General features: G+C 65.1%; 14 protein-coding genes and 1 tRNA gene. 8 read left to right on the forward strand and 7 right to left on the reverse strand.

All coding sequences use genetic code 11. The annotated features are described in order from the left end of the window. Nucleotides 1-18 precede the first annotated feature (18 nt). Nucleotides 19-753, forward strand: a complete 735-nt coding sequence (locus tag I7X43_RS16280; RefSeq protein WP_246480080.1) for a potassium channel family protein — start codon at nt 19-21, stop codon at nt 751-753. Nucleotides 754-767: 14 nt separating this feature from the next. On the opposite strand, the gene I7X43_RS00435 is transcribed toward I7X43_RS16280, so the two are convergent. After that, complete coding sequence (locus tag I7X43_RS00435; RefSeq protein WP_198098918.1) at nt 768-1,547, reverse strand: type III pantothenate kinase; 780 nt, start codon at nt 1,545-1,547, stop codon at nt 768-770. A 92-nt stretch (nt 1,548-1,639) separates the two neighbouring features. On the opposite strand from I7X43_RS00435, the gene I7X43_RS00440 reads away from it, so the two are divergent. Continuing rightward, nucleotides 1,640-3,415 (forward strand): methyl-accepting chemotaxis protein, encoded by a 1,776-nt coding sequence (locus tag I7X43_RS00440; protein ID WP_198098919.1) that lies wholly within the window; start codon nt 1,640-1,642, stop codon nt 3,413-3,415. A 6-nt stretch (nt 3,416-3,421) separates the two neighbouring features. On the opposite strand, the gene I7X43_RS00445 is transcribed toward I7X43_RS00440, so the two are convergent. From I7X43_RS00445 to I7X43_RS00455, 3 genes are all read right to left on the reverse strand, one after another. Beyond that, a complete protein-coding gene (locus tag I7X43_RS00445; RefSeq protein WP_198098920.1) occupies nt 3,422-4,708 on the reverse strand; it encodes a TRAP transporter large permease in 1,287 nt (428 codons plus the stop codon). Beyond that, nucleotides 4,708-5,397: a TRAP transporter small permease gene (locus I7X43_RS00450; protein ID WP_198098921.1), complete on the reverse strand. Its 690-nt coding sequence runs from the start codon at nt 5,395-5,397 to the stop codon at nt 4,708-4,710. The genes I7X43_RS00445 and I7X43_RS00450 overlap by 1 nt, the downstream gene beginning before the upstream one ends. A 64-nt stretch (nt 5,398-5,461) precedes the next feature. After that, nucleotides 5,462-6,475, reverse strand: coding sequence for a TRAP transporter substrate-binding protein (locus tag I7X43_RS00455; protein ID WP_198098922.1), 1,014 nt, complete (start codon nt 6,473-6,475; stop codon nt 5,462-5,464). A gap of 127 nt (nt 6,476-6,602) precedes the next feature. Here I7X43_RS00455 and I7X43_RS00460 point away from each other — a divergent pair, with 127 nt between their 5' ends. From I7X43_RS00460 to I7X43_RS00470, 3 genes are all read left to right on the forward strand, one after another. After that, nucleotides 6,603-8,546 carry a sensor histidine kinase gene (locus tag I7X43_RS00460; RefSeq protein ID WP_198098923.1) on the forward strand — a complete coding sequence of 648 codons (1,944 nt, stop codon included), beginning with the start codon at nt 6,603-6,605 and terminating at the stop codon, nt 8,544-8,546. After that, nucleotides 8,515-9,147, forward strand: a complete 633-nt coding sequence (locus I7X43_RS00465) for a response regulator transcription factor (protein WP_198098924.1) — start codon at nt 8,515-8,517, stop codon at nt 9,145-9,147. Before I7X43_RS00460 ends, I7X43_RS00465 begins: the two co-directional genes overlap by 32 nt. Before the next feature lie 72 nt (nt 9,148-9,219). Further along, nucleotides 9,220-11,043: a methyl-accepting chemotaxis protein gene (locus I7X43_RS00470; protein ID WP_198098925.1), complete on the forward strand. Its 1,824-nt coding sequence runs from the start codon at nt 9,220-9,222 to the stop codon at nt 11,041-11,043. A gap of 58 nt (nt 11,044-11,101) precedes the next feature. Here I7X43_RS00470 and I7X43_RS00475 read toward each other — a convergent pair. The 3 genes from I7X43_RS00475 to hrcA all read right to left on the reverse strand — a co-directional run bounded on the left by I7X43_RS00475 (nt 11,102) and on the right by hrcA (nt 14,211). Beyond that, nucleotides 11,102-11,178 (reverse strand) — tRNA-Ile (locus I7X43_RS00475). A 49-nt stretch (nt 11,179-11,227) separates the two neighbouring features. Beyond that, nucleotides 11,228-13,135 (reverse strand): GspE/PulE family protein, encoded by a 1,908-nt coding sequence (locus I7X43_RS00480; RefSeq protein ID WP_198098926.1) that lies wholly within the window; start codon nt 13,133-13,135, stop codon nt 11,228-11,230. Nucleotides 13,136-13,197: 62 nt separating this feature from the next. Next, entirely contained in the window at nt 13,198-14,211 is a 1,014-nt protein-coding gene (gene hrcA / locus I7X43_RS00485) for a heat-inducible transcriptional repressor HrcA (RefSeq protein WP_198098927.1), read from the reverse strand. Between the two features lie 94 nt (nt 14,212-14,305). Here hrcA and I7X43_RS00490 point away from each other — a divergent pair, with 94 nt between their 5' ends. The 3 genes from I7X43_RS00490 to rapZ are packed head-to-tail and all read left to right on the forward strand — an operon-like array spanning nt 14,306 to nt 17,730. Next, nucleotides 14,306-15,178, forward strand: coding sequence for an NAD kinase (locus I7X43_RS00490; RefSeq protein WP_198098928.1), 873 nt, complete (start codon nt 14,306-14,308; stop codon nt 15,176-15,178). A gap of 3 nt (nt 15,179-15,181) precedes the next feature. Continuing rightward, entirely contained in the window at nt 15,182-16,834 is a 1,653-nt protein-coding gene (recN, locus tag I7X43_RS00495; RefSeq protein ID WP_198098929.1) for a DNA repair protein RecN, read from the forward strand. Then, on the forward strand, nt 16,831-17,730 hold the full coding sequence (rapZ, locus tag I7X43_RS00500) for an RNase adapter RapZ (protein WP_198098930.1): 900 nt from the start codon (nt 16,831-16,833) through the stop codon (nt 17,728-17,730). The genes recN and rapZ overlap by 4 nt, the downstream gene beginning before the upstream one ends. The last annotated feature ends 94 nt before the right edge of the window (nt 17,731-17,824 follow it).

The raw sequence follows: 17,824 nt of genomic DNA on the forward strand, positions 1-17,824 counted from the left end.
CCGCCTAACGTGCGCGGCATGGTCACCTCGCCCCACTCCGCCCTCACGCTGCAGGTTCGATGGCGCTGGGCGGTGCTAGGGGCATTGGTGGCCACCATCCCGGCGTTCTACATTGAGATCCTGGAGGCGTCCCCGCATTGGGTGGGCCGCACGGTTTACCTTCTGGCCGCTGTGACTCTGGCGGTCGGGCAGATCCAACTGGCTCGACTGCACGCCCTGCCCTTGGCCTACCTGCGACGCCAGTCGCACGACGCCCTCCTCATCGCCGGCCTGTTCGCCAGCGCCGTTCTGCCGGCCGCCTCCGAACTGGGTTGGCCGTTGGCGCTTCGCTTCACCGTCGCTGGCCTGAGTTTGGTGCGCATGGTGGGTCTCATTCGCCCCTGGATCACGCGAGGCAGCTTGCGGCACTTGTTGGCGCTGGCGGTTGTGGTGCTGGGGGCCTGTGGCATCGGCTTTTGGTTGCTGGAGCCCAAGGCAGTCTCACTGGCGGATGGTCTGTGGCTCGCCTTCACGACCGCAGCCACGGTGGGCTATGGCGACATCGTGCCCACCACCACCGCATCCAAGATCTTTTCAGTGTTCGTCGTGCTGTTGGGCTATGCGGCGTTGTCCCTGGTCACCGCCGCCATCGCCGCCATGTGGGTGGAAACCACCGAGCGTCAGGTGGAACGTGACATCCTGAACGAGTTGCACCGCGAGGTGAAAGCCCTAAGGGCCGAGATCGAGCAGCTGCGCGCCGATCGAAAACCCTGAGCGCTCGCCCGCTGTCAAACCGTTGGCCGGCCCGCGTCCGATGCCTGCTGTAGCGCCAGCAGGCCATCGAAGATCAGGCTGTCAATGAGCTCATGCTCGATATCCAGAGCCGGGGACACCTTCCAGCCCGCCCCGCCCGTCATCAGCGTCAAGGGCGGTTGACCGCAGTGCCGCTCCAGGTGGCGGTGCATGCGTTCGATGGCGCCGGTAATGGCGAAATTGCCGCCGCTGGTCAAGGCGTCGGAAGTGTTGGTGGGGAACTCCCGCACCTCGCCTGTGGGCACGCGCAAGCCCGCTGTGCCGGCCTCCAAAGCGCGCAGCATGATGCCGTGGCCGGGCAAGATCAAGCCGCCCAGAAACTGCCCTTCGGCATCCAGGGCATCCACCGTCACCGCCGTGCCCACCATCACGACCAAGGCCGGGCGCGGCGCCCCGCGACGCACGACGTGGCTACGCGCCCCGACCAGCGCCACCCAGCGATCGGCGCCCAAGCGAGTGGGATGGTCATAGCCATTGCGCACCCCGGCCACCTGCAAGCCAGGCACGACCCAGCGCGGCGGCAAGTCCCAGCATTCCAACTGGGCCTCCACCCGACGGCGAACGGCATCCCCCGCGACGTTGGTCCCCAGCAGCTGGGTCGGCGGTGCCAATCGGGCCCATTCCAACTCCGCCAAGTTGTCGATGTGTTCCAAAAACACAGCCCCTTGCTGCAGCAGCGCCGCACCCGGCTGGGCCCGTTCAAACAACGCCCACTTCAGGCGCGTGTTGCCGATGTCAATGGCCAAAAAAGTCATGCGGACGAGTGAGGTCGGGACAGCCCCAAGCCTAGCAGCCCCTGCGCCCACCCTAATATCTGACAACCCCCCAAGTTGGAGTTGTTGTCACCATGTCCCAACGCACCGAACTTTCCTTGGTCCAGCGCATGTGGTTGCCCGTTCTCGTCATCGTGGCCCTACTGACGGTCATGGCCATTGCCACGGTCAGCCGCACGGTCCGTTTGATCGATGAATCCAAGATTCAGCAAGCCGCGCAGATCGAACGGCTGGAGGGGGCGCTGCTGTGGCGCGAGTTGGCCGCCCGCCATGCCGCGCTCAGCCAGCTGGTTTTGCAGGGCGCGCAAGGACAGCAGTCTGCCCACAGTGAAACCAGCCAGCGCCTGCAGGACATGCCCAAGTCCTTGGCGGCCGCCCTGAAGTCCGACGCCGACAAGTCTCAGGTGCAAGCCTTGGGGGGCCCGCTTCAGGCCTACGTGAGTGCCGCCGACGCGGCCATCAAAGGGGGGGATGCCGCCGCCTGGAGCGGCCAGGCGGGTGCGGCCAGCGCCACCCTCCTGCAAGGGCTGGACCGCTTTGTTGCCAGCCAAAAGAGTGAAGCCCGCCAACTGCAGGACCAGATCAGCGAAGCGCGCATGAAAACGGTCTGGGCGGTGGTGGCGCTGGTCCCGCTGATTGCCCTGGGACTGATCGTTTCAACGCTGTACCTGATGCGCAAGATCATCGATCCTGTCCGCGCCCTGATCCGCCTGGCCGAGCACATTGCCGAAGGCGACCTGAGTCAATCGGTGACGGTCAACCGCGGTGATGAGCTCGGCAAGCTGCAGCAGGCCATCGAGGACATGCGGGGCGAGCTGGCCGAGATGGTCACCCAAGCCCGGGAGGGAGCCGACAGCGTCCGCACGGCATCAACGGAAATCGCCAACGGCAACATGGATCTGAGCCAACGCACCGAGCGGGCAGCGGCCCATGTGCAGCAAACCAGCCACGCCATCAACGAACTGGGCGGCGCGGTTCGCCACACGGCCGAAGGGGCCGCCACCGCCAACCAGTTGGCGCGCAGCGCTGCCGGCGTGGCCCATCAAGGTGGCGCCGTGGTCGGGCAAGTGGTTGAGACCATGGACAAGATCAGCGGAAGCAGCCGCAAGATCGCCGACATCATCGGCGTCATCGATGGAATTGCCTTTCAGACCAACATCTTGGCGCTCAATGCCGCCGTGGAGGCCGCCCGCGCAGGCGAACAAGGCCGCGGCTTTGCCGTCGTGGCCTCGGAAGTGCGCTCCCTGGCGGGGCGATCCGCGGAGGCGGCCAAGGAGATCAAGTCCCTGATCAGCGCCAGCGTGGAGAGTGTGGAACATGGCGGCCGCCTCGTCCAAGAGGCCGGCAGCACCATGCAAGAAATCGTCGCCAGCGTCAGCCGCGTCAGCGATGTGATTGGCGAAATCTCCGCCTCGAGCGCCGAGCAGAGTCAGCATTTGAGCGGCATCGCCTCGTCCATGAACGAACTGGATCAAATGTCCCAGTCCAATGCCGCCCTTGTGGAAGAAGGGGCCGCAGCTGCCGAAAGCTTGAAGGACCAATCCGTCAAGCTCGCCACCTTGGTCAGCAAATATCGCGTGGCCCCGAGCAGCGGAGGGAGCGCCCCGGCTCGGAGCACCAAACCCGCGCAGCCCACGTCCGCCCGCACCCCCACCAAGCCGGCTATCGCCGCCGTGGCCCCACCGGCGACAAAGCCCGGGGCTGCCGCGCTCAAACCCACCTCGGTCCAAGCCACCGGGCCGGCGCCCGCCCGGTCGCCCAAGCCCAATCCCGCTCCCGCCCCCAAAGTCGCCCCCCGTCCCCCCGCTCCAGCACCCGCCGCAGCCGACGATGAGTGGGAAACGTTCTGAACGGTTTTACATCACCATGCCCAAAGCCCGGGGCAGCGCCAGCGACAGGGCCGGCCAGTACGTCACCCCGACCAAGAACACCAGCATGGTGAGCAACCAGGGCCAGGTGGCGATGGTCAGTTCGGTGATGCCCATCTTGGTGATGCCGGAGGCCACGTAGAGGTTTAAGCCCACGGGGGGGTGGCACATGCCCACCTCCATGTTCACCACCATGATGATGCCGAAGTGCACCGGGTCGATGCCCAGCTTCATGGCGATGGGGAACAGGATGGGGGCCAGGATCAAGACGATGGAGCTGGGCTCCATGAAGTTTCCTGCGGCCAGCAGCAGCACGTTGGCGATCAGCAAGAAGCCGATGACGCCCACGCCGGTGCCAATCATGGCGTCGGCCATGGCCTGCGGAATGTTTTCGTGGGTCATCAGGAAGCTGAACAGCACCGCATTCGTGATGATGTACAGCAGCATGGCACTCATGTTGGCGCTGGACAGCAACACCTTCGGCACATCCTTGAGGCCCATGTCCTTGTAGATGAACACCGCCGTAATGAACGCCCACACCGCGCTCATCGCAGCGGCTTCCGTGGGCGTGAACACGCCGCTGTAAATGCCGCCCATGACGATGACGATCAAGAGCAGGCCCCAGAACGACTCACGCAGCGCCTTGCCCCGCTCGGCCCAGGTGGCTTTGGGTTGGCGCGGGTAGTTGAACTTGCGCGCCCGCCACCAGGTGGTGAAACCCAACATGAAGGCCAGCAGCAGACCCGGCACCACGCCCGCCATGAAGAGCGCCCCCACCGAGGTGTTGGTGGACACCGAGTACATCACCATCACGATGGAGGGCGGAATCAAGATGCCCAGCGCCCCCGAGGTGGTGATGACGCCCGCGCCAAAGCGGTTCGGGAAGCCCGCCTTCACCATCGCGGGCAGCAAGATGGAGCCAATGGCCACCACCGTGGCCGGGCTGGAGCCCGAAACCGCGGCAAAGAGCGCGCACGCCAACACCCCTGCCAGCCCCAAGCCCCCATGCCAATGGCCGACCATGGAGGTGGCAAAACGAATCATGCGTTTGGCCACCCCGCCGTGGGTCAAAAAGTTACCGGCCAGGATGAAGAAGGGGATCGCCATGATCTCGAACTTCTCGATGCCCGTGAACAGCTTGAGCGCCACCGACTCGATGGGCACCTGGGTGAAGGCGAACAGAAAGCCCAACACCGTCAGACCGAGTGAAATGCTGATGGGCATGCCCGTCAGCATCAAGACGACCAACAGGCCGAAGATGATCAAGGTGTTCATCAGCGCGTCTCCTTGCGGCCGGGGGCGGTGTCATCGACCTTGGGGTGCAGGTCATCGTCCATGCGGAAGACCTGATCCAGTTGCCCCGGCACGGCCGGGTCTTCGGCATCCAGGCCATCCACATGTCCGTGGTCGTGGTGCGGCAGGTCGCCGGTGCGCAGGAAGCTGACCGTCACCTGCAGGAAGCGAAAGCACATCAGCGACGAACCCAACGGAATGGCCGAATACACGATCCAGGTGGGCCACTCCAAGTCGGGCGTCGTGGGCCCCTCAAACATCCCGTCAATCGACAAGCCCACGGCCTTGTAGATCGCGTAGTGGGCTCCGTTCTCCCACACAAAGGCACCGCCCAACGTGGCGATGACGCCCGTGAACAGGGCGCCGGAGAGCAAGCCCAGCACGATGAACTTGTTGCGCACCGCGCTGCTGAGGCGGTTGATGAGCACGTCCACGCCCACATGGATGCCGGTGCGCACGCCATAGGCGGCGCCGAACTTGGCCATCCACACAAACATGATGATGCACAGCTCTTGCGACCAGCCGAAATTCAGACTCAGCAGCCAGGTTTGCACCCCCGGAATGGCCAGCCCCGACAGGTAGCGGTGCAGCACCGCCGCAAAGATGATCAGCGTGGCGGCGCCGATCAGAAAGGCGATCAGGCCTTCTTCCAAATGGTCCAAGACGCGCATACGGCCTCCAGGCAAACCCACACAGGGCGGTCACGGGGCCGCGCGTGGCGCGGCCCGTGGGCGTTTACGGATTGGCCGGATCGAAGCCGGTTTCCTTGTAAACCGCGTTGATGACGTCTTGTCCGATGCGCGACGCCATGTCCTGGTGGACCTTGACCATGGCCCGCTTCATGGCCTGCCGCTCTGCCACGCTGAGCGCGTTGATTTGCGACTTGCCGCTGGCCTTGACCTTCTCCAGCGCCTGCTGGTTTTCCTCTTTCGCAATCCGGTTGGCGTAGGCCGTGCTCTCCGCCATGGCCTGCTCCACCTGCGCCCGCACATCAGCGGGCAAGCCGTCCCAGAACTTCTTGTTGGTGATCACGGCATAGCCCAAGTAGCCGTGGTCGCTGAGCGTCACGTGCTTTTGCACTTCATGCATCTTTTGCGTGAAGAGGTTGCTGTGGGGGTTCTCGGTGCCATCCACCACGCCCGTTTGCAGCGCTTGATAAACCTCTGAAAACGCCATCACTTGGGGCAAAGCCCCGAGGGCACGCATTTGCGCCTCCAGCACCTTGCTCGACTGAATGCGGAGCTTTTGTCCCTTGAAATCATCCAGCGTCTTGAGCGGCTTGTTGGCGCTGAACGACTTGAACCCGTTGTCCCAGAACGCGAGACCCTTGAGGCCCCGCCCCTCCAGCTTGCCCAGCAGTTGCTTGCCCACCGCCCCCTGCGTCACCTTGTGCAACTCGTCGTAGTTGTCAAAGATGAAAGGCAGGTCGAAAACCTCAAACTCCTTGACGCCCAGCGGGCCAAATTTGGCCAACGAGGGCGCCAGCATCTGGACGGCGCCCAGTTGCAAGGCCTCCATCTCTTCTTTGTCCTTGTACAGCGTGGAGTTGGCGTACACCTCCACCTTGACCTTGCCCCCGGTGAGCTCGCCGGCGCGTTTGGCGAAAAAGTCGGCAGCCTTGCCCTTGGGTGTGTCATTGGCCACCACATGGCTGAACTTGATCACGATGGGAGCCTGCGCCAGCGCGGCCCCGGAGGCGAGCAAGGCAGTGGCGGCAATGACCGTGAGGCGACGGGTCCAAGCGAACATGGGCATCTCCAGAAAAGTTGGGGGATGCGCCATTCTGAAAAAACCAAGGCCCGGGCCGATATTGTGGGTTCCCACATTTCTGCGCCATCGCCAGCCCCAAACCCCCCGCGCTGGCTAGAGTGGCGCCATGCACATGTTGCTTCGGGCCGGACTCAAGCACAGCCGCCGGTGGCTGTGGGCCCTGCCCTTCTTGCTGTCTTTGCTGTTTGTGGGCGCCGTGCTGAGTTGGGCCGTGTTCGACGAAGCGCGGGAGCAAGAAGCGCAGCGTCAGGTGATGATTGCCGACGCGCTGAGCGCCGCAGATGCCCTGCGCAGCCAATTGGCACGAGAGCGCAGCGCCTTGCAAAGTGTGGCGCAGCAGTTGGCTCAACCGCCGACTCAGCCGCCCACTCAGGCGTCGGGGCGCACCGCCCCCCTTGAGGCCCCGGCCCACCTGGCGGACCGCGCCGACGTCGAAGCCGGGCTGCAAGGGATTTGGACCGGCTTGGTGTGGCTGGATACCGAACATCGCGTGCGCCAAGAAGTGTTTGCGCCGAGTCGACGTGCGGAAGGGTTTGCGCTGCACCTGGAGCAAGCCCTGCCCCACGATCCACCGGGCGGTCGCCTGGTTCTTCGTTACAGCCCCACCCTTTTACTCAAGCAGGCCACGCCCTGGTGGCTGGCCCGGCGTTACGACGTGCAATTGATCGATGGCGACGAGCAGGTTCTCGCCGCCTTGACCCACACCCCACGGCCGGAGCGCAACGACCTTCGCCCGCACTACCGCGTACCGCTGGACGAAGCGGCGCCTGGCACCCAATTGGAATTGGTGCTGCGCGAGCCCACGGCCAGCGGTCTCAAGCCCTTGGTGGGCGTGCTGATTGCGGGATTCGTGCCCCTCAGCGCCGTCGCCAGCGGGCTACTCCGCCGGCAGGTGCGCCGGGCCCTGGAGGCCGAGGCGCGCTGGCGAGCGGAAGCGGGCTGGCGGGCTGCCGTTGAAGACAGCACCTTGGTGGGTCTGCGGGCCCGCGATGCTCAAGGCAAGCTGCTGTCGGTCAACCGCACCTTTTGCGAGCTGGTGGGCTGGCCCGCCGAAGACCTGGTGGGCCGCGCCCCGCCCATGCCCTATTGGCCGCCGGACGCCCTGCCCGAGGTGCAGTCGCGCAGCGATCGCAACCTCGCCGGCAAGGCCCCGCGTGAGGGCTACGAAGCCTGCTGGCGTCACCGCAGCGGGCGCGATATCGACGTGCTCGTGTTCGAGTCCCCGCTGGTGGATGCACAGGGCCAGCAGGTGGGGTGGCTGGGCACCATCCTGGACATCACCGAACGCAAACGTCTGGCCGAAAACGAGGCCCGACGCGCCGAGCGTGAAGCCCATGCGGCACGCCTGACCATGCTGGGCGAAGTGGCCTCCACACTCGCTCACGAGTTGAACCAGCCGCTCACCGCCATCGCCAGCTACAACGCCGGTCTGGTCAACTCGCTGGAGCGCCTGGGGGTCACCGATGCCGTGGTGCGGGGCGCACTCCAGCGTCAAGCCGATCAAGCGGCCCAAGCCGGCCGCGTGGTGCACCGGATCCGCCAATTTCTGACCCGCCACGAACCGCAAATCGAGCCCTGCCTGCTGGCGCCCGTGCTCGCGTCAGCCCTGCACCTGATGGACAAGGACTTGCAGAAGAAGCAGGTTCAATTGGAGACCGCGTTTGACTCGAACCTGCCCACCGTCCGCGCCGATGCGGTATTGATCGAGCAGGTGGTCATCAACCTCGTGCGCAATGCCGCCGATGCCCTGGCGTCCCAGCCTGAACCCCGGTGCATCCGCCTGCAGGCCCACAGTGCGGGGCGTTTTGTGCGCGTGGAGGTGGACGACAACGGGCCCGGTTTGGCCGGGCGGACCCCCGACACCCTGTTCGCCCCGTTCTACAGCACCAAGCCCGAAGGCATGGGGATGGGCTTGGCGATTTGCCGCTCCATCGTCGAAGCGCATCATGGTGTTCTCAGCGCCGAGCCCTCGCCTTGGGGTGGGCTGCGGTTTTCCTTCAGCTTGCCCCGTGCCGACGATGGCCCCGACTCAAGTCTTTTTGGTGGATGACGAAGCCGCCGTGCGCGACGCGCTGGGCTTTTTGCTGGCCTCTCGCGGGCTGCACGTGGCCCCATTTGAGAGTGGCCCCGCCCTGCTTGACCACCTTCAAACCCTGCCCGCCCCACCCAGCGGGGTGTTCGTGTTGGATGTGCGCATGGAGCCCATGCCCGGTCCGCGCCTTCACGAGGCCCTGCTCGCCCGCGGTCTACGCAACCCGGTCATTTTCTTGAGCGGCCACGGCGACATTCCCATGGTGGTGGCGGCCCTCAAGCGCGGCGCGTTTGACTTCCTCGAAAAGCCCTACAGCGACAACGCCCTGGTCGACCGCATCGAGCAGGCGCTGCGCGTCGCTGAAGCCATGCAGGTTCAGGATTCGCAATCTCAGGAGCGGCAGGCCCGCTTGGCCAGCCTGACCGACCGGGAGCATGAGGTGATGCGGCGCGTGGCCAGCGGCCAGCTCAACAAGCAAATGGCCGATGGCCTGCACGTCTCCATCCGCACCATTGAGGTGCATCGCGCCCGGGTATTCAGCAAACTCGGGGTGCGCTCCGCGGCCGAGCTGGCCGGCTGGCTGGCCCAGACGGACCCCACCCCCGGGAAACCCCGCTGAGCATTTGCTTGCTTGCAAGACGGCTCCCTCCCTACAGTTGGCCGTTTGACGCCAACTGTCCCCGAGGGATCCATGGATTTTTTTCTGAACCTTCGCATTCGCGCCCGCCTGGCCTGGGCTTTTGGTTTGATGTTGGTGTTGTTGCTGCTGACTGCAGGGGCTGGCTTGCTGGGTCAAGCTCGCATCCATGAGGGTCTGGAAGAGGTATTCCGAGAGAACACGGAACCACTTGCCGACCTGGCCGAGATCACCCGCCTGACGCAACGCAATCGGGTGCTGGTGATGGACATGATGCTGAATAACGAACCCAGCAACCTTGAAAAGCGGAAAAAGGAGCTGGAAGAAAACATCGGCAAGGTCGATGGGCTGATCAAGGCGTATGCGGCGCGCCCACTGGACGCCACCGAGAAAAAGTTGTTGGATGAGTTCCTGCCGGCCCGCAAGGCTTATGTTCAGGAGGGGCTGATTCCTGCCCGTCAGGCGATTGATTCCGGCGATGAAGCCGCCATCAAGAGCGCTTATGGCAGTATTTCCAAGTTGGCGCCTGCCGTCGACAAGAGCATTCGAACGATGGTGGAGCAGCAGCTTGCTGGGGCCAAAACGCACTACGACGAGGCCACGGCCACCCGTTTCCGCATTCGGAATTGGGTCATCGGTGGGGCGGTCCTGGCCTTGGGGCTCGGCCTGTTCCTGGCCAATTGGATCGGCCAATCCATCGCCAAACCCCTGTCTCGCGCGATGCGGGTGGCCGAGCAAGTGGCGGCGGGCGATCTGCGCGAAGCTGTGGACGTGCGTGGACACGACGAGGCCGCCGCGGTCCTGCGTGCCCTGGGGCAGATGAACGACAACCTGGCGTCCATCGTGTCCCAGGTGCGACAGAGTTCGGACTCGATTGCCACCGGCTCGTCAGAAATCGCCACTGGCAACGCAGACTTATCGCAACGCACAGAGCAACAGGCCTCGAACCTTCAGGAAACCGCCGCGTCGATGGAAGAGATGAGCGCCACGGTGAACCAGAACGCCGACATCGCGCGCACCGCCACCCAGCTCGCCCACTCCGCCAGCGGTGTCGCGGCCAAGGGCGGCGAGGTGGTGGGGCGCGTGGTCGAGACCATGACGGACATCCAGACCAGCTCGCGCAAGATCGTCGACATCATTGGCACCATCGACGGCATCGCCTTCCAGACCAACATCCTGGCGCTGAACGCTGCCGTGGAAGCCGCACGAGCGGGTGAGCAGGGGCGGGGCTTTGCCGTGGTGGCCGGCGAGGTGCGTGTGCTGGCCCAGCGCAGCGCCGAGGCGGCCAAGGAGATCAAGAACCTCATCAGCCAAAGCGTGGAAAAGGTCGACAGTGGCACCCAACTGGTGGCTGAGGCCGGCAGCACCATGGGCGAAATCGTGGCCCAAGTGCGCCGGGTCGCGGACATGATTGGCGAGATCGATGCGGCCAGCGGCGAGCAGGCCAAGGGCATCAGCCAGGTGTCGGAAGCCGTGAACCAACTCGATCAAGTCACCCAGCAGAACGCCGCGCTGGTCGAAGAATCGGCCGCTGCCGCGGAAAGCCTGAAGCACCAGGCGGGCAAGCTGGCCGAAGTGGTCTCCGTGTTCAAGCTTCGCGAAGGGGGATCGAGTTATTCGGGCAGCAGCAGCTCGTTCTACTCACCGAGTAGCAAATCGACCGCCAAGCCGATGGTCCCCAAGACCACGACCGCCACCGCCGCAAGTACCGCCCATTCGGTCAAATCAGGCACGGTCGCCAAGCCCGCGCCCAGCCCGGCCAAGCCTGCCACCCCGGCGCCCATAGCCAGCGCCAAACCAGCGGCCCCCAAACCCGCGCCGCGTCCGGCCCCAGCCCCCACGAGCGGTGGCGGCGATGACGAGTGGGAAACCTTCTGACCTCCCGGATCGGCACCCATAAAAAAACGCTGCTCGAGGGCAGCGTTTTTTCCAGCGGTGGTAGGCCGTGCAGGGCTCGAACCTGCGACCAAAGGATTATGAGTCCTCTGCTCTAACCGACTGAGCTAACGGCCCGCTGGGGGCGGGATTCTCGCTCAGACCGGCGGTTGCCCCGCCCTGCGGCTCACACGCCGGTCGCCGCCAGCACTTCGGGCAGATCGGTCAAGCCCTCCAACACCTTTTCGATACCGTCCTGGCGCAGCGTGGTCATGCCCGCGCGTTTGGCGGCTGCAAACATTTCCGAAGCGGGCGCCCGGTGACGGATCAGGTCGCGCAGCGCGTCGTCGGCCACCAGCAGCTCGTGAATCCCCAGCCGGCCCTTGTAGCCGCTTTGCCCACAGGCTTCGCAGCCCTGACGACGGTATTGGTGCAAGCGCCCCGCTTGCCCCCAGCGTTGGCGCCAGCGCTCGATCAAGGCCGCTTCATCACCCGCGCCCGCACGATCCCCCAAATACAGCCGCGCCAATGACCGCTCGGTGCGCTCGTCCAGTGCTTCGAGCTGGCGACATTTTTTGCACAACCGACGCACCAGGCGCTGCGCCAGCACGGCCAGCAGTGAGTCCGAGAACATGAAGGGATCGAGCCCGATTTCCAGCAGGCGCGTGACGGACTCAGGGGCCGAATTGGTGTGCAACGTGGACATCACCAAGTGGCCCGTGAGGGACGCTTCAATGGCGATCCGCGCAGTCTCTTCGTCCCGCATTTCGCCGATCATGATGATGTCGGGATCGGCCCGCAAGAAGGTGCGCATGGCCCCGGCAAAGGTCCAGCCGATGCGGGCATTCACCTGCACCTGGCGCAGCCCTTCTTGGGTGATTTCAATGGGATCCTCGGCCGTCCAGATCTTGCGACTTTCTTGGTTGAGCTCGCGCATGACCGAATGCAAGGTGGTGGTCTTGCCGCAGCCGGTGGGCCCACAGATCAACAGCAGACCATACGGTTTGGCCATGACCTGACGCAGCGCCTGGAGATTGGCAGGCGCCAGGCCGATGTCGTCCAGCGGCATGGGCTTCATACCGCCAAGCAAGCGCAACACCACATCCTCCAAACCCGCGCTGGTGGGCACGGTCACCATGCGCAACTCCATGCGCGCGCCGCCAAACCGGGCGAAGTCCAGTTTGCCGTCTTGCGGCCGGCGGTGCTCCGAAATATCCAGGTCGGCCATGATCTTCAGCCGGGCAACGATGGCGTAGCGCACGCGCGGGGGCAGCTCCAGGTGCTGCTTGAGTTCCCCATCAATGCGAAGACGCACCCGCACCGGGCGTGGGGGGTCGTAGGTTTCAATGTGGATGTCCGAGGCGCGCAGGTCGATCGCATCCTGGATCAGCCGATTGACCACCCGCACCAGGGTGTTATCCGACTCGGACACCAAGGCAGCTGCGGTATCGGCGGGCAGATCGGCCCCTTGCGCCAACTCCTGTGCCAGATCCTGCAAATTGATGGGCTTGGGGCCACTGGCCGGGGCTTGCGTTTGCCGATAGGCGCGCGCCACCGCCGGCGCCAGCGTGCCGGCTTGCGCGAGCACGGGGCGAACGCGCAATTCGGTCGTGAAACGCAAGATCTCCAACAAGCGCTGGTCCCAGGGGTCCGCCAAGGCGACAACCAGGGTGTCGTCCCGCACCAGCAGCGGCAAGAGGGTTTCGCGCAAGGCCAAGGCATAGGGCACCGTGGCCAGCGCCTCGGGCTCGGGCTCAAAGGCCCCCAAATCCACGGTAGGAACCCCCATCCAAGAGGCCAGCAAGCCCCGGAGCTGGGGCGCCGTGAGCAGCCCCAACTGCACCATCACTTCCCCCAAGGGCACGTGCTGCGCCATCGCGCCTTGGACCTTCAGCGCATGGCGCACCTGGCTGTTGCTGAGAACCCCGGCTTGCACCAGCGCGGTGCCCAGGTGGGCGTGGGGCTCCGGCGTCGCCAACAGGCGCTCCCACAGTTGCTGCGGATTGCCCTGCCAGGGGACGGGTGACAGCGTCGGCGTCAGGGTGGGTGAGTGGACTGGGGGACCCAGGTCACCGGGTTGCGTGTCGTGCTCCATGGCGCCAGCCTACCTGAGCCCCGCCAAACCGGCTTGATCTGGGGCAAGCGCCCCACCCCCCGTCAGCGAACCGACAGAGCCTGACTCACCATCCGGGCCGTCACATCAACGATTTGGATCATGCGGTCATAGGCCATGCGCGTGGGGCCAATGACCCCCAGCGTGCCCACGACTTGACCGTCGACTTCGTAGGGGGCGCTGACCACCGACAGCTCCTCATAGGGCACCACATGGCTTTCGCCGCCAATGAAGATGCGCACGCCTTCGGCCCGGCTGCTGCCGTCCAACAATCGCATCAACTGGGCCTTTTCTTCAAAGAGGCCAAAGAGCCGTCGCAAGCTGCTCAGGTCTTGTCCGAAGTCCTGCACCGCCAACAGATTGCGCTCGCCACTGATGACCACCTGCTCGGCCGATTCCTCGCCGCCGCTGACCTGCACCGCGGCGGTCATCAGGCTGGCGATCTCGCCGCGCAACTGCTCCACTTCGGCGCGCAGGCGCTCCCGCACGACCTCCAGCGTCAAGCCGGTGTACTGCGCATTCAATCGGTTCGCCGCTTCCGCCAACTCGGACTGGTCGTGGTCCTGCGCCGTCATGACGACGCGGTTTTGCACATCGCCGTCGGGGCTCACCAAAATCACCAGGACCCGCCGTTCACCGAGACGCAGGAATTCAATGTGCCGAAACACCGAGGGCTTGCGCGGCGCCGTCACGACGCCAACAAAACTCGACAGGTTGGACAGCAAATGGGCCGCATGGGCGATCACGCGCTGCGGTTGATCGGGCCGCAGTTGCCCCTCCAGCGCATCGACCTCTTGGGCCAGCAGATGGGGCCGCGCGGTGATCATGGTGTCCACGAAAAGCCGGTACCCCAGAGCCGTGGGGATGCGTCCGGCACTGGTGTGCGGGCTCGCAATCAGGCCCAGCTCCTCGAGGTCGGCCATCACGTTGCGGATGGTGGCCGGGCTGAGCTCCAAGCCCGAGGCTTTCGAGAGCGTGCGCGAGCCCACCGGTTGGCCGTCGGCGATGTATCGCTCCACCAGGGTCTTGAGCAGGGATCGGGCGCGTTCATCGAGCATGGCGGTCATTCTAGAAACCCCGAGTGCCCATGCTGTAATTCCGCCGCAGCGGGATTTCCCTTCACGACCGCATCGATCGACTTGGCCCTTACCCATGCCCGGCACCCGATTCAACCACGTGGCCATCGTGGCCAAGCATCAGGCCCCCACCAGCGGCCCCTTGGTCGAGCAGATTCGCCAGTTCTTGCGAAGCCAAGGCTTGCAAGTGAGCCTGGAACGCCAAAGTGCCGAATCGGCGCAGCTGGCGGGCTACCCGGTGCTGGACACCCAAGAAATTGGCCGGCTATGCGATCTCGTGGTCGTGGCCGGGGGCGACGGCACGATGCTGGGCTTGGCCCGCGAGATTGCACCGTTTGGTGTGCCGCTGGTGGGCATCAACCAAGGCCGGCTGGGGTTCATCACGGACATTCCGGCCGACCAATTCCGTGAGGCCCTGGAACCCATCTTGGCGGGCGACTTTGAAACCGAACAGCGCACCATGCTGGAAGGTGCGGTCTGGCGAGACCGGGCCTGCATTTTTTCTGGGTTGGCCCTCAACGATGTCGTGGTCAGCCGGGGCGCCGCGGCCGGCATGGTGGAGTTACGCATTCACGTGGGCGAGGAATTCGTCGCCAACATCCGGGCCGACGGCGTGATCGTGGCCTCGCCCACCGGCTCCACCGCGTATTCAATGAGTGCGGGCGGCCCCCTGCTGCACCCCTCCATCGGCGGGTGGGTGATGGTTCCCATCGCCTCGCATGGGCTGTCCAACCGCCCCATCGTGTTGCCCGACACCGGCGTTGTGAGTTTGGAGATCGTGGCCGGACGGGATGCCAGCGTGAACTTTGATATGCAGTCGCTCACCCATTTGCACCATGGCGACCGGGTCACCGTCACCCGCAGCCAACATCGCAGTCTGTTCTTACACCCGAAGGGCTGGTCGTACTACGCCACGCTGCGGCGCAAGCTCGGCTGGTACGAGGGCTAAGCGATGCTTCGCCGACTCACACTGCGCGATTTCGTCATCGTCCCCCATTTGGAGCTGGAGTTTTCCGGCGGGTTTTCCGCATTAACGGGGGAAACCGGGGCCGGCAAATCCATCCTGTTGGACGCGCTGCAACTGCTGTTGGGGGCCCGGGGCGATGCGGGCGTGGTTCGCGAGGGCAGCGCCAAGGCTGAACTGAGCGCGGCCTTTGACGTCCCGCCCGGTGCACGCTCTTGGCTGGAGGCCGCGGGTTATGACACCGAAGAGCTTTTGCTGCGCCGGGTCATCGATGCCCAAGGCAAGAGCCGCGCGTGGATCAACGGCAGCCCCGCCACCGTCAGCCAGCTCGGCGAGCTGGGCGAAGGTCTGATCGACATCCATGGTCAACATGCGTGGCAGAAGCTCACTCGCCCCGCCAGCGTTCGAGCCCTGCTCGACGATTACGCCGGCGTGGACAGCGCTCAATTGGCGCAGGCCCATGCCCGTTGGAGTGCCGCCCAGGCGGCGCTGGACACCGCACAAAGTCAGCAGGAGGGCTTGCAGCGCGAGCGCGAGCGCCTGCAATGGCAACTCGACGAAGTGTCTCGGTTGAACCCGGGGGCGAACGAGTGGATGGAGCTCAATGCCGAGCACGAACGACTCAGCCACGCCCAAGCACTGATTGACGCCAGCCGGCTCGCGTTGGAGCGCGCCGCCGAAGCTGACGACAGTGCGGAGTCCCAGTTGGCGCACGCCCACAACGCACTGCAAAACGTCGTGAACCATGACGCGCAACTGCAAGCGGCGCTGGACACCCTGGCCCAAGCCCAGTCACTGATCGCGGATGCCGGCCATTCGCTGCGCGCCTACCTGCATGCGGCGGAACCAGATCCCCAGCGGCTGGCCGAGTTGGACGACCGGCTGGCCAGTTGGATGCAGCTGGCCCGTCGCTACCGCCGCCCTCCCGCGGAATTGCCCGCTCTGCAGACGCAGTGGCAGTCGGAGCTGGCCGCACTCGATGCGCAGGCCGACTTGGCCGCGCTGGAGACGGTGCGAAATCAGGCCCGCCAAGCCTTCGACCGTCTTGCGCTGCAAGCCCAGCGCCAACGACAGCACAAAGCGCCCGAGCTGGCCAACACAGTCACCGCGGCGCTTCAGTCCTTGGGCATGGCCGGCGGGCGCCTTGAAATCGCCCTGATTGCACAGGACGGACCCCAAAGCTACGGGCTGGAGTCCACCGAACTGTGGGTGGCGGGGCACGCCGGCGCCAGTGCCCGGCCCCTGGCCAAGGTGGCATCGGGGGGCGAGCTTTCGCGCATCGCCTTGGCCATCGCGGTGTGCACCGCCCAAGCGGACCAGCACGGGGCGCCCACGCTGATCTTTGACGAGATCGATGCCGGTGTGGGGGGCGCGGTGGCGCAAACCGTGGGGCGGTTGATGCAGCAACTGGGGCAATCCCGTCAGGTGCTGGCCGTCACCCACTTGCCCCAGGTCGCGGCTTGCGCCCATCAGCACTGGGTGGTGAGCAAAGCGGCCCAACCGGACGCCGTGCACTCCCAAGTGGTCACGGTCAACGGAGAGTCCCGCATCACCGAGATTGCCCGCATGCTGGGCGGCAGTGCGCACAGCGACGCAGGGCGTGCACACGCCCAAGAGCTCTTGGAAGCCGCGCGCCCATGAACGCCGCAGCCCTAAAAAGCGAACTGGTGCTGGTGACGGGCATGAGTGGCGCGGGCAAATCCATCGCCTTGCACGCGCTGGAGGACGCGGGGTTCTTTTGCATCGACAACCTGCCGCCCGAATTGCTGCCGCCGCTCTTGGACCTTGAGGCGCAGCGGGAGCCGCGCCGTGTCGCCATCGCGGTGGACGTTCGCTCCAAGGGCTCCTTGCCGCACCTGCTCCCGCTCGTCAAGCAGCTGCGCACCGAAGGTCAGGCCATTCGCTCCTTGTTCCTGGACGCGAGCGATGACGCCCTGCTGCGGCGCTTCAGCGAGACCCGACGCCCGCATCCGCTGCAAGATCGCAGTGCACTGGCGGCTCACGCCGCAGCACCTGACGGCGCGCTGGCCTTGCTGGAAGCCGTGAGCTTGGAGCGGGAGTGCTTGGGCGCATTGCGCGTCGAAAGCAGCATTCTGGACACGAGCCTGCTGCGCCCCGCGCAGCTCCGTACCTGGGTGCGCGATTGGGTCCAAACACCGGGCGACCACCTGACCCTGGTGTTCGAAAGCTTTGCTTTCAAAGCCGGCGTTCCTCGCGACGCCGATTATGTTTTTGACGTTCGCGTCCTGCCCAACCCTTATTACGTCCCCGAGCTGCGCGCCCAAACCGGGCGCGACGAAGGCGTGCAGCGCTACCTCGAGGCCCAGCCCGAAGTCTTGGCGATGAAACATCAGCTGCAGGCTTTTTTGCAGCAATGGTTGCCTGCTTTCGTCGCCGACCATCGCAGCTACCTGACGGTTGCCATTGGCTGCACGGGCGGGCAGCATCGCTCGGTTTACCTGGTTGAGGCGCTGGCCCAGCACTTTGCCGCCCATGGGCGGGTGCTGAAGCGGCATCGGGAGCTGGATGCCCGCTGAAGGCAGCCCCTCTCCTTCCAAAGGAGGCCCCCATAAGGAGGGTTGGCGCTGACGCCTGCCAGGATCAAGATCCGCCTCCCGGATCGGCCAGAAA

The organism is Inhella gelatinilytica, from assembly GCF_016093295.1.
GTDB classification, from domain to species: domain Bacteria; phylum Pseudomonadota; class Gammaproteobacteria; order Burkholderiales; family Burkholderiaceae_C; genus Inhella; species Inhella gelatinilytica.

Bases quoted from the DNA above. Each gene is read 5' to 3' on its own strand.
- hrcA (WP_198098927.1), bottom strand. From the start codon at position 14,211: ATGCTCGATGAACGCGCCCGATCCCTGCTCAAGACCCTGGTGGAGCGA.
- I7X43_RS00450 (WP_198098921.1), bottom strand. From the start codon at position 5,397: ATGCGCGTCTTGGACCATTTGGAAGAAGGCCTGATCGCCTTTCTGATC.
- rapZ (WP_198098930.1), top strand. From the start codon at position 16,831: ATGAACGCCGCAGCCCTAAAAAGCGAACTGGTGCTGGTGACGGGCATG.
- I7X43_RS00440 (WP_198098919.1), top strand. From the start codon at position 1,640: ATGTCCCAACGCACCGAACTTTCCTTGGTCCAGCGCATGTGGTTGCCC.
- I7X43_RS00465 (WP_198098924.1), top strand. From the start codon at position 8,515: ATGGCCCCGACTCAAGTCTTTTTGGTGGATGACGAAGCCGCCGTGCGC.
- I7X43_RS00445 (WP_198098920.1), bottom strand. From the start codon at position 4,708: ATGAACACCTTGATCATCTTCGGCCTGTTGGTCGTCTTGATGCTGACG.
- I7X43_RS00435 (WP_198098918.1), bottom strand. From the start codon at position 1,547: ATGACTTTTTTGGCCATTGACATCGGCAACACGCGCCTGAAGTGGGCG.
- I7X43_RS00480 (WP_198098926.1), bottom strand. From the start codon at position 13,135: ATGGAGCACGACACGCAACCCGGTGACCTGGGTCCCCCAGTCCACTCA.
- I7X43_RS00460 (WP_198098923.1), top strand. From the start codon at position 6,603: ATGCACATGTTGCTTCGGGCCGGACTCAAGCACAGCCGCCGGTGGCTG.
- recN (WP_198098929.1), top strand. From the start codon at position 15,182: ATGCTTCGCCGACTCACACTGCGCGATTTCGTCATCGTCCCCCATTTG.
- I7X43_RS00490 (WP_198098928.1), top strand. From the start codon at position 14,306: ATGCCCGGCACCCGATTCAACCACGTGGCCATCGTGGCCAAGCATCAG.
- I7X43_RS00470 (WP_198098925.1), top strand. From the start codon at position 9,220: ATGGATTTTTTTCTGAACCTTCGCATTCGCGCCCGCCTGGCCTGGGCT.
- I7X43_RS00455 (WP_198098922.1), bottom strand. From the start codon at position 6,475: ATGTTCGCTTGGACCCGTCGCCTCACGGTCATTGCCGCCACTGCCTTG.
- I7X43_RS16280 (WP_246480080.1), top strand. From the start codon at position 19: ATGGTCACCTCGCCCCACTCCGCCCTCACGCTGCAGGTTCGATGGCGC.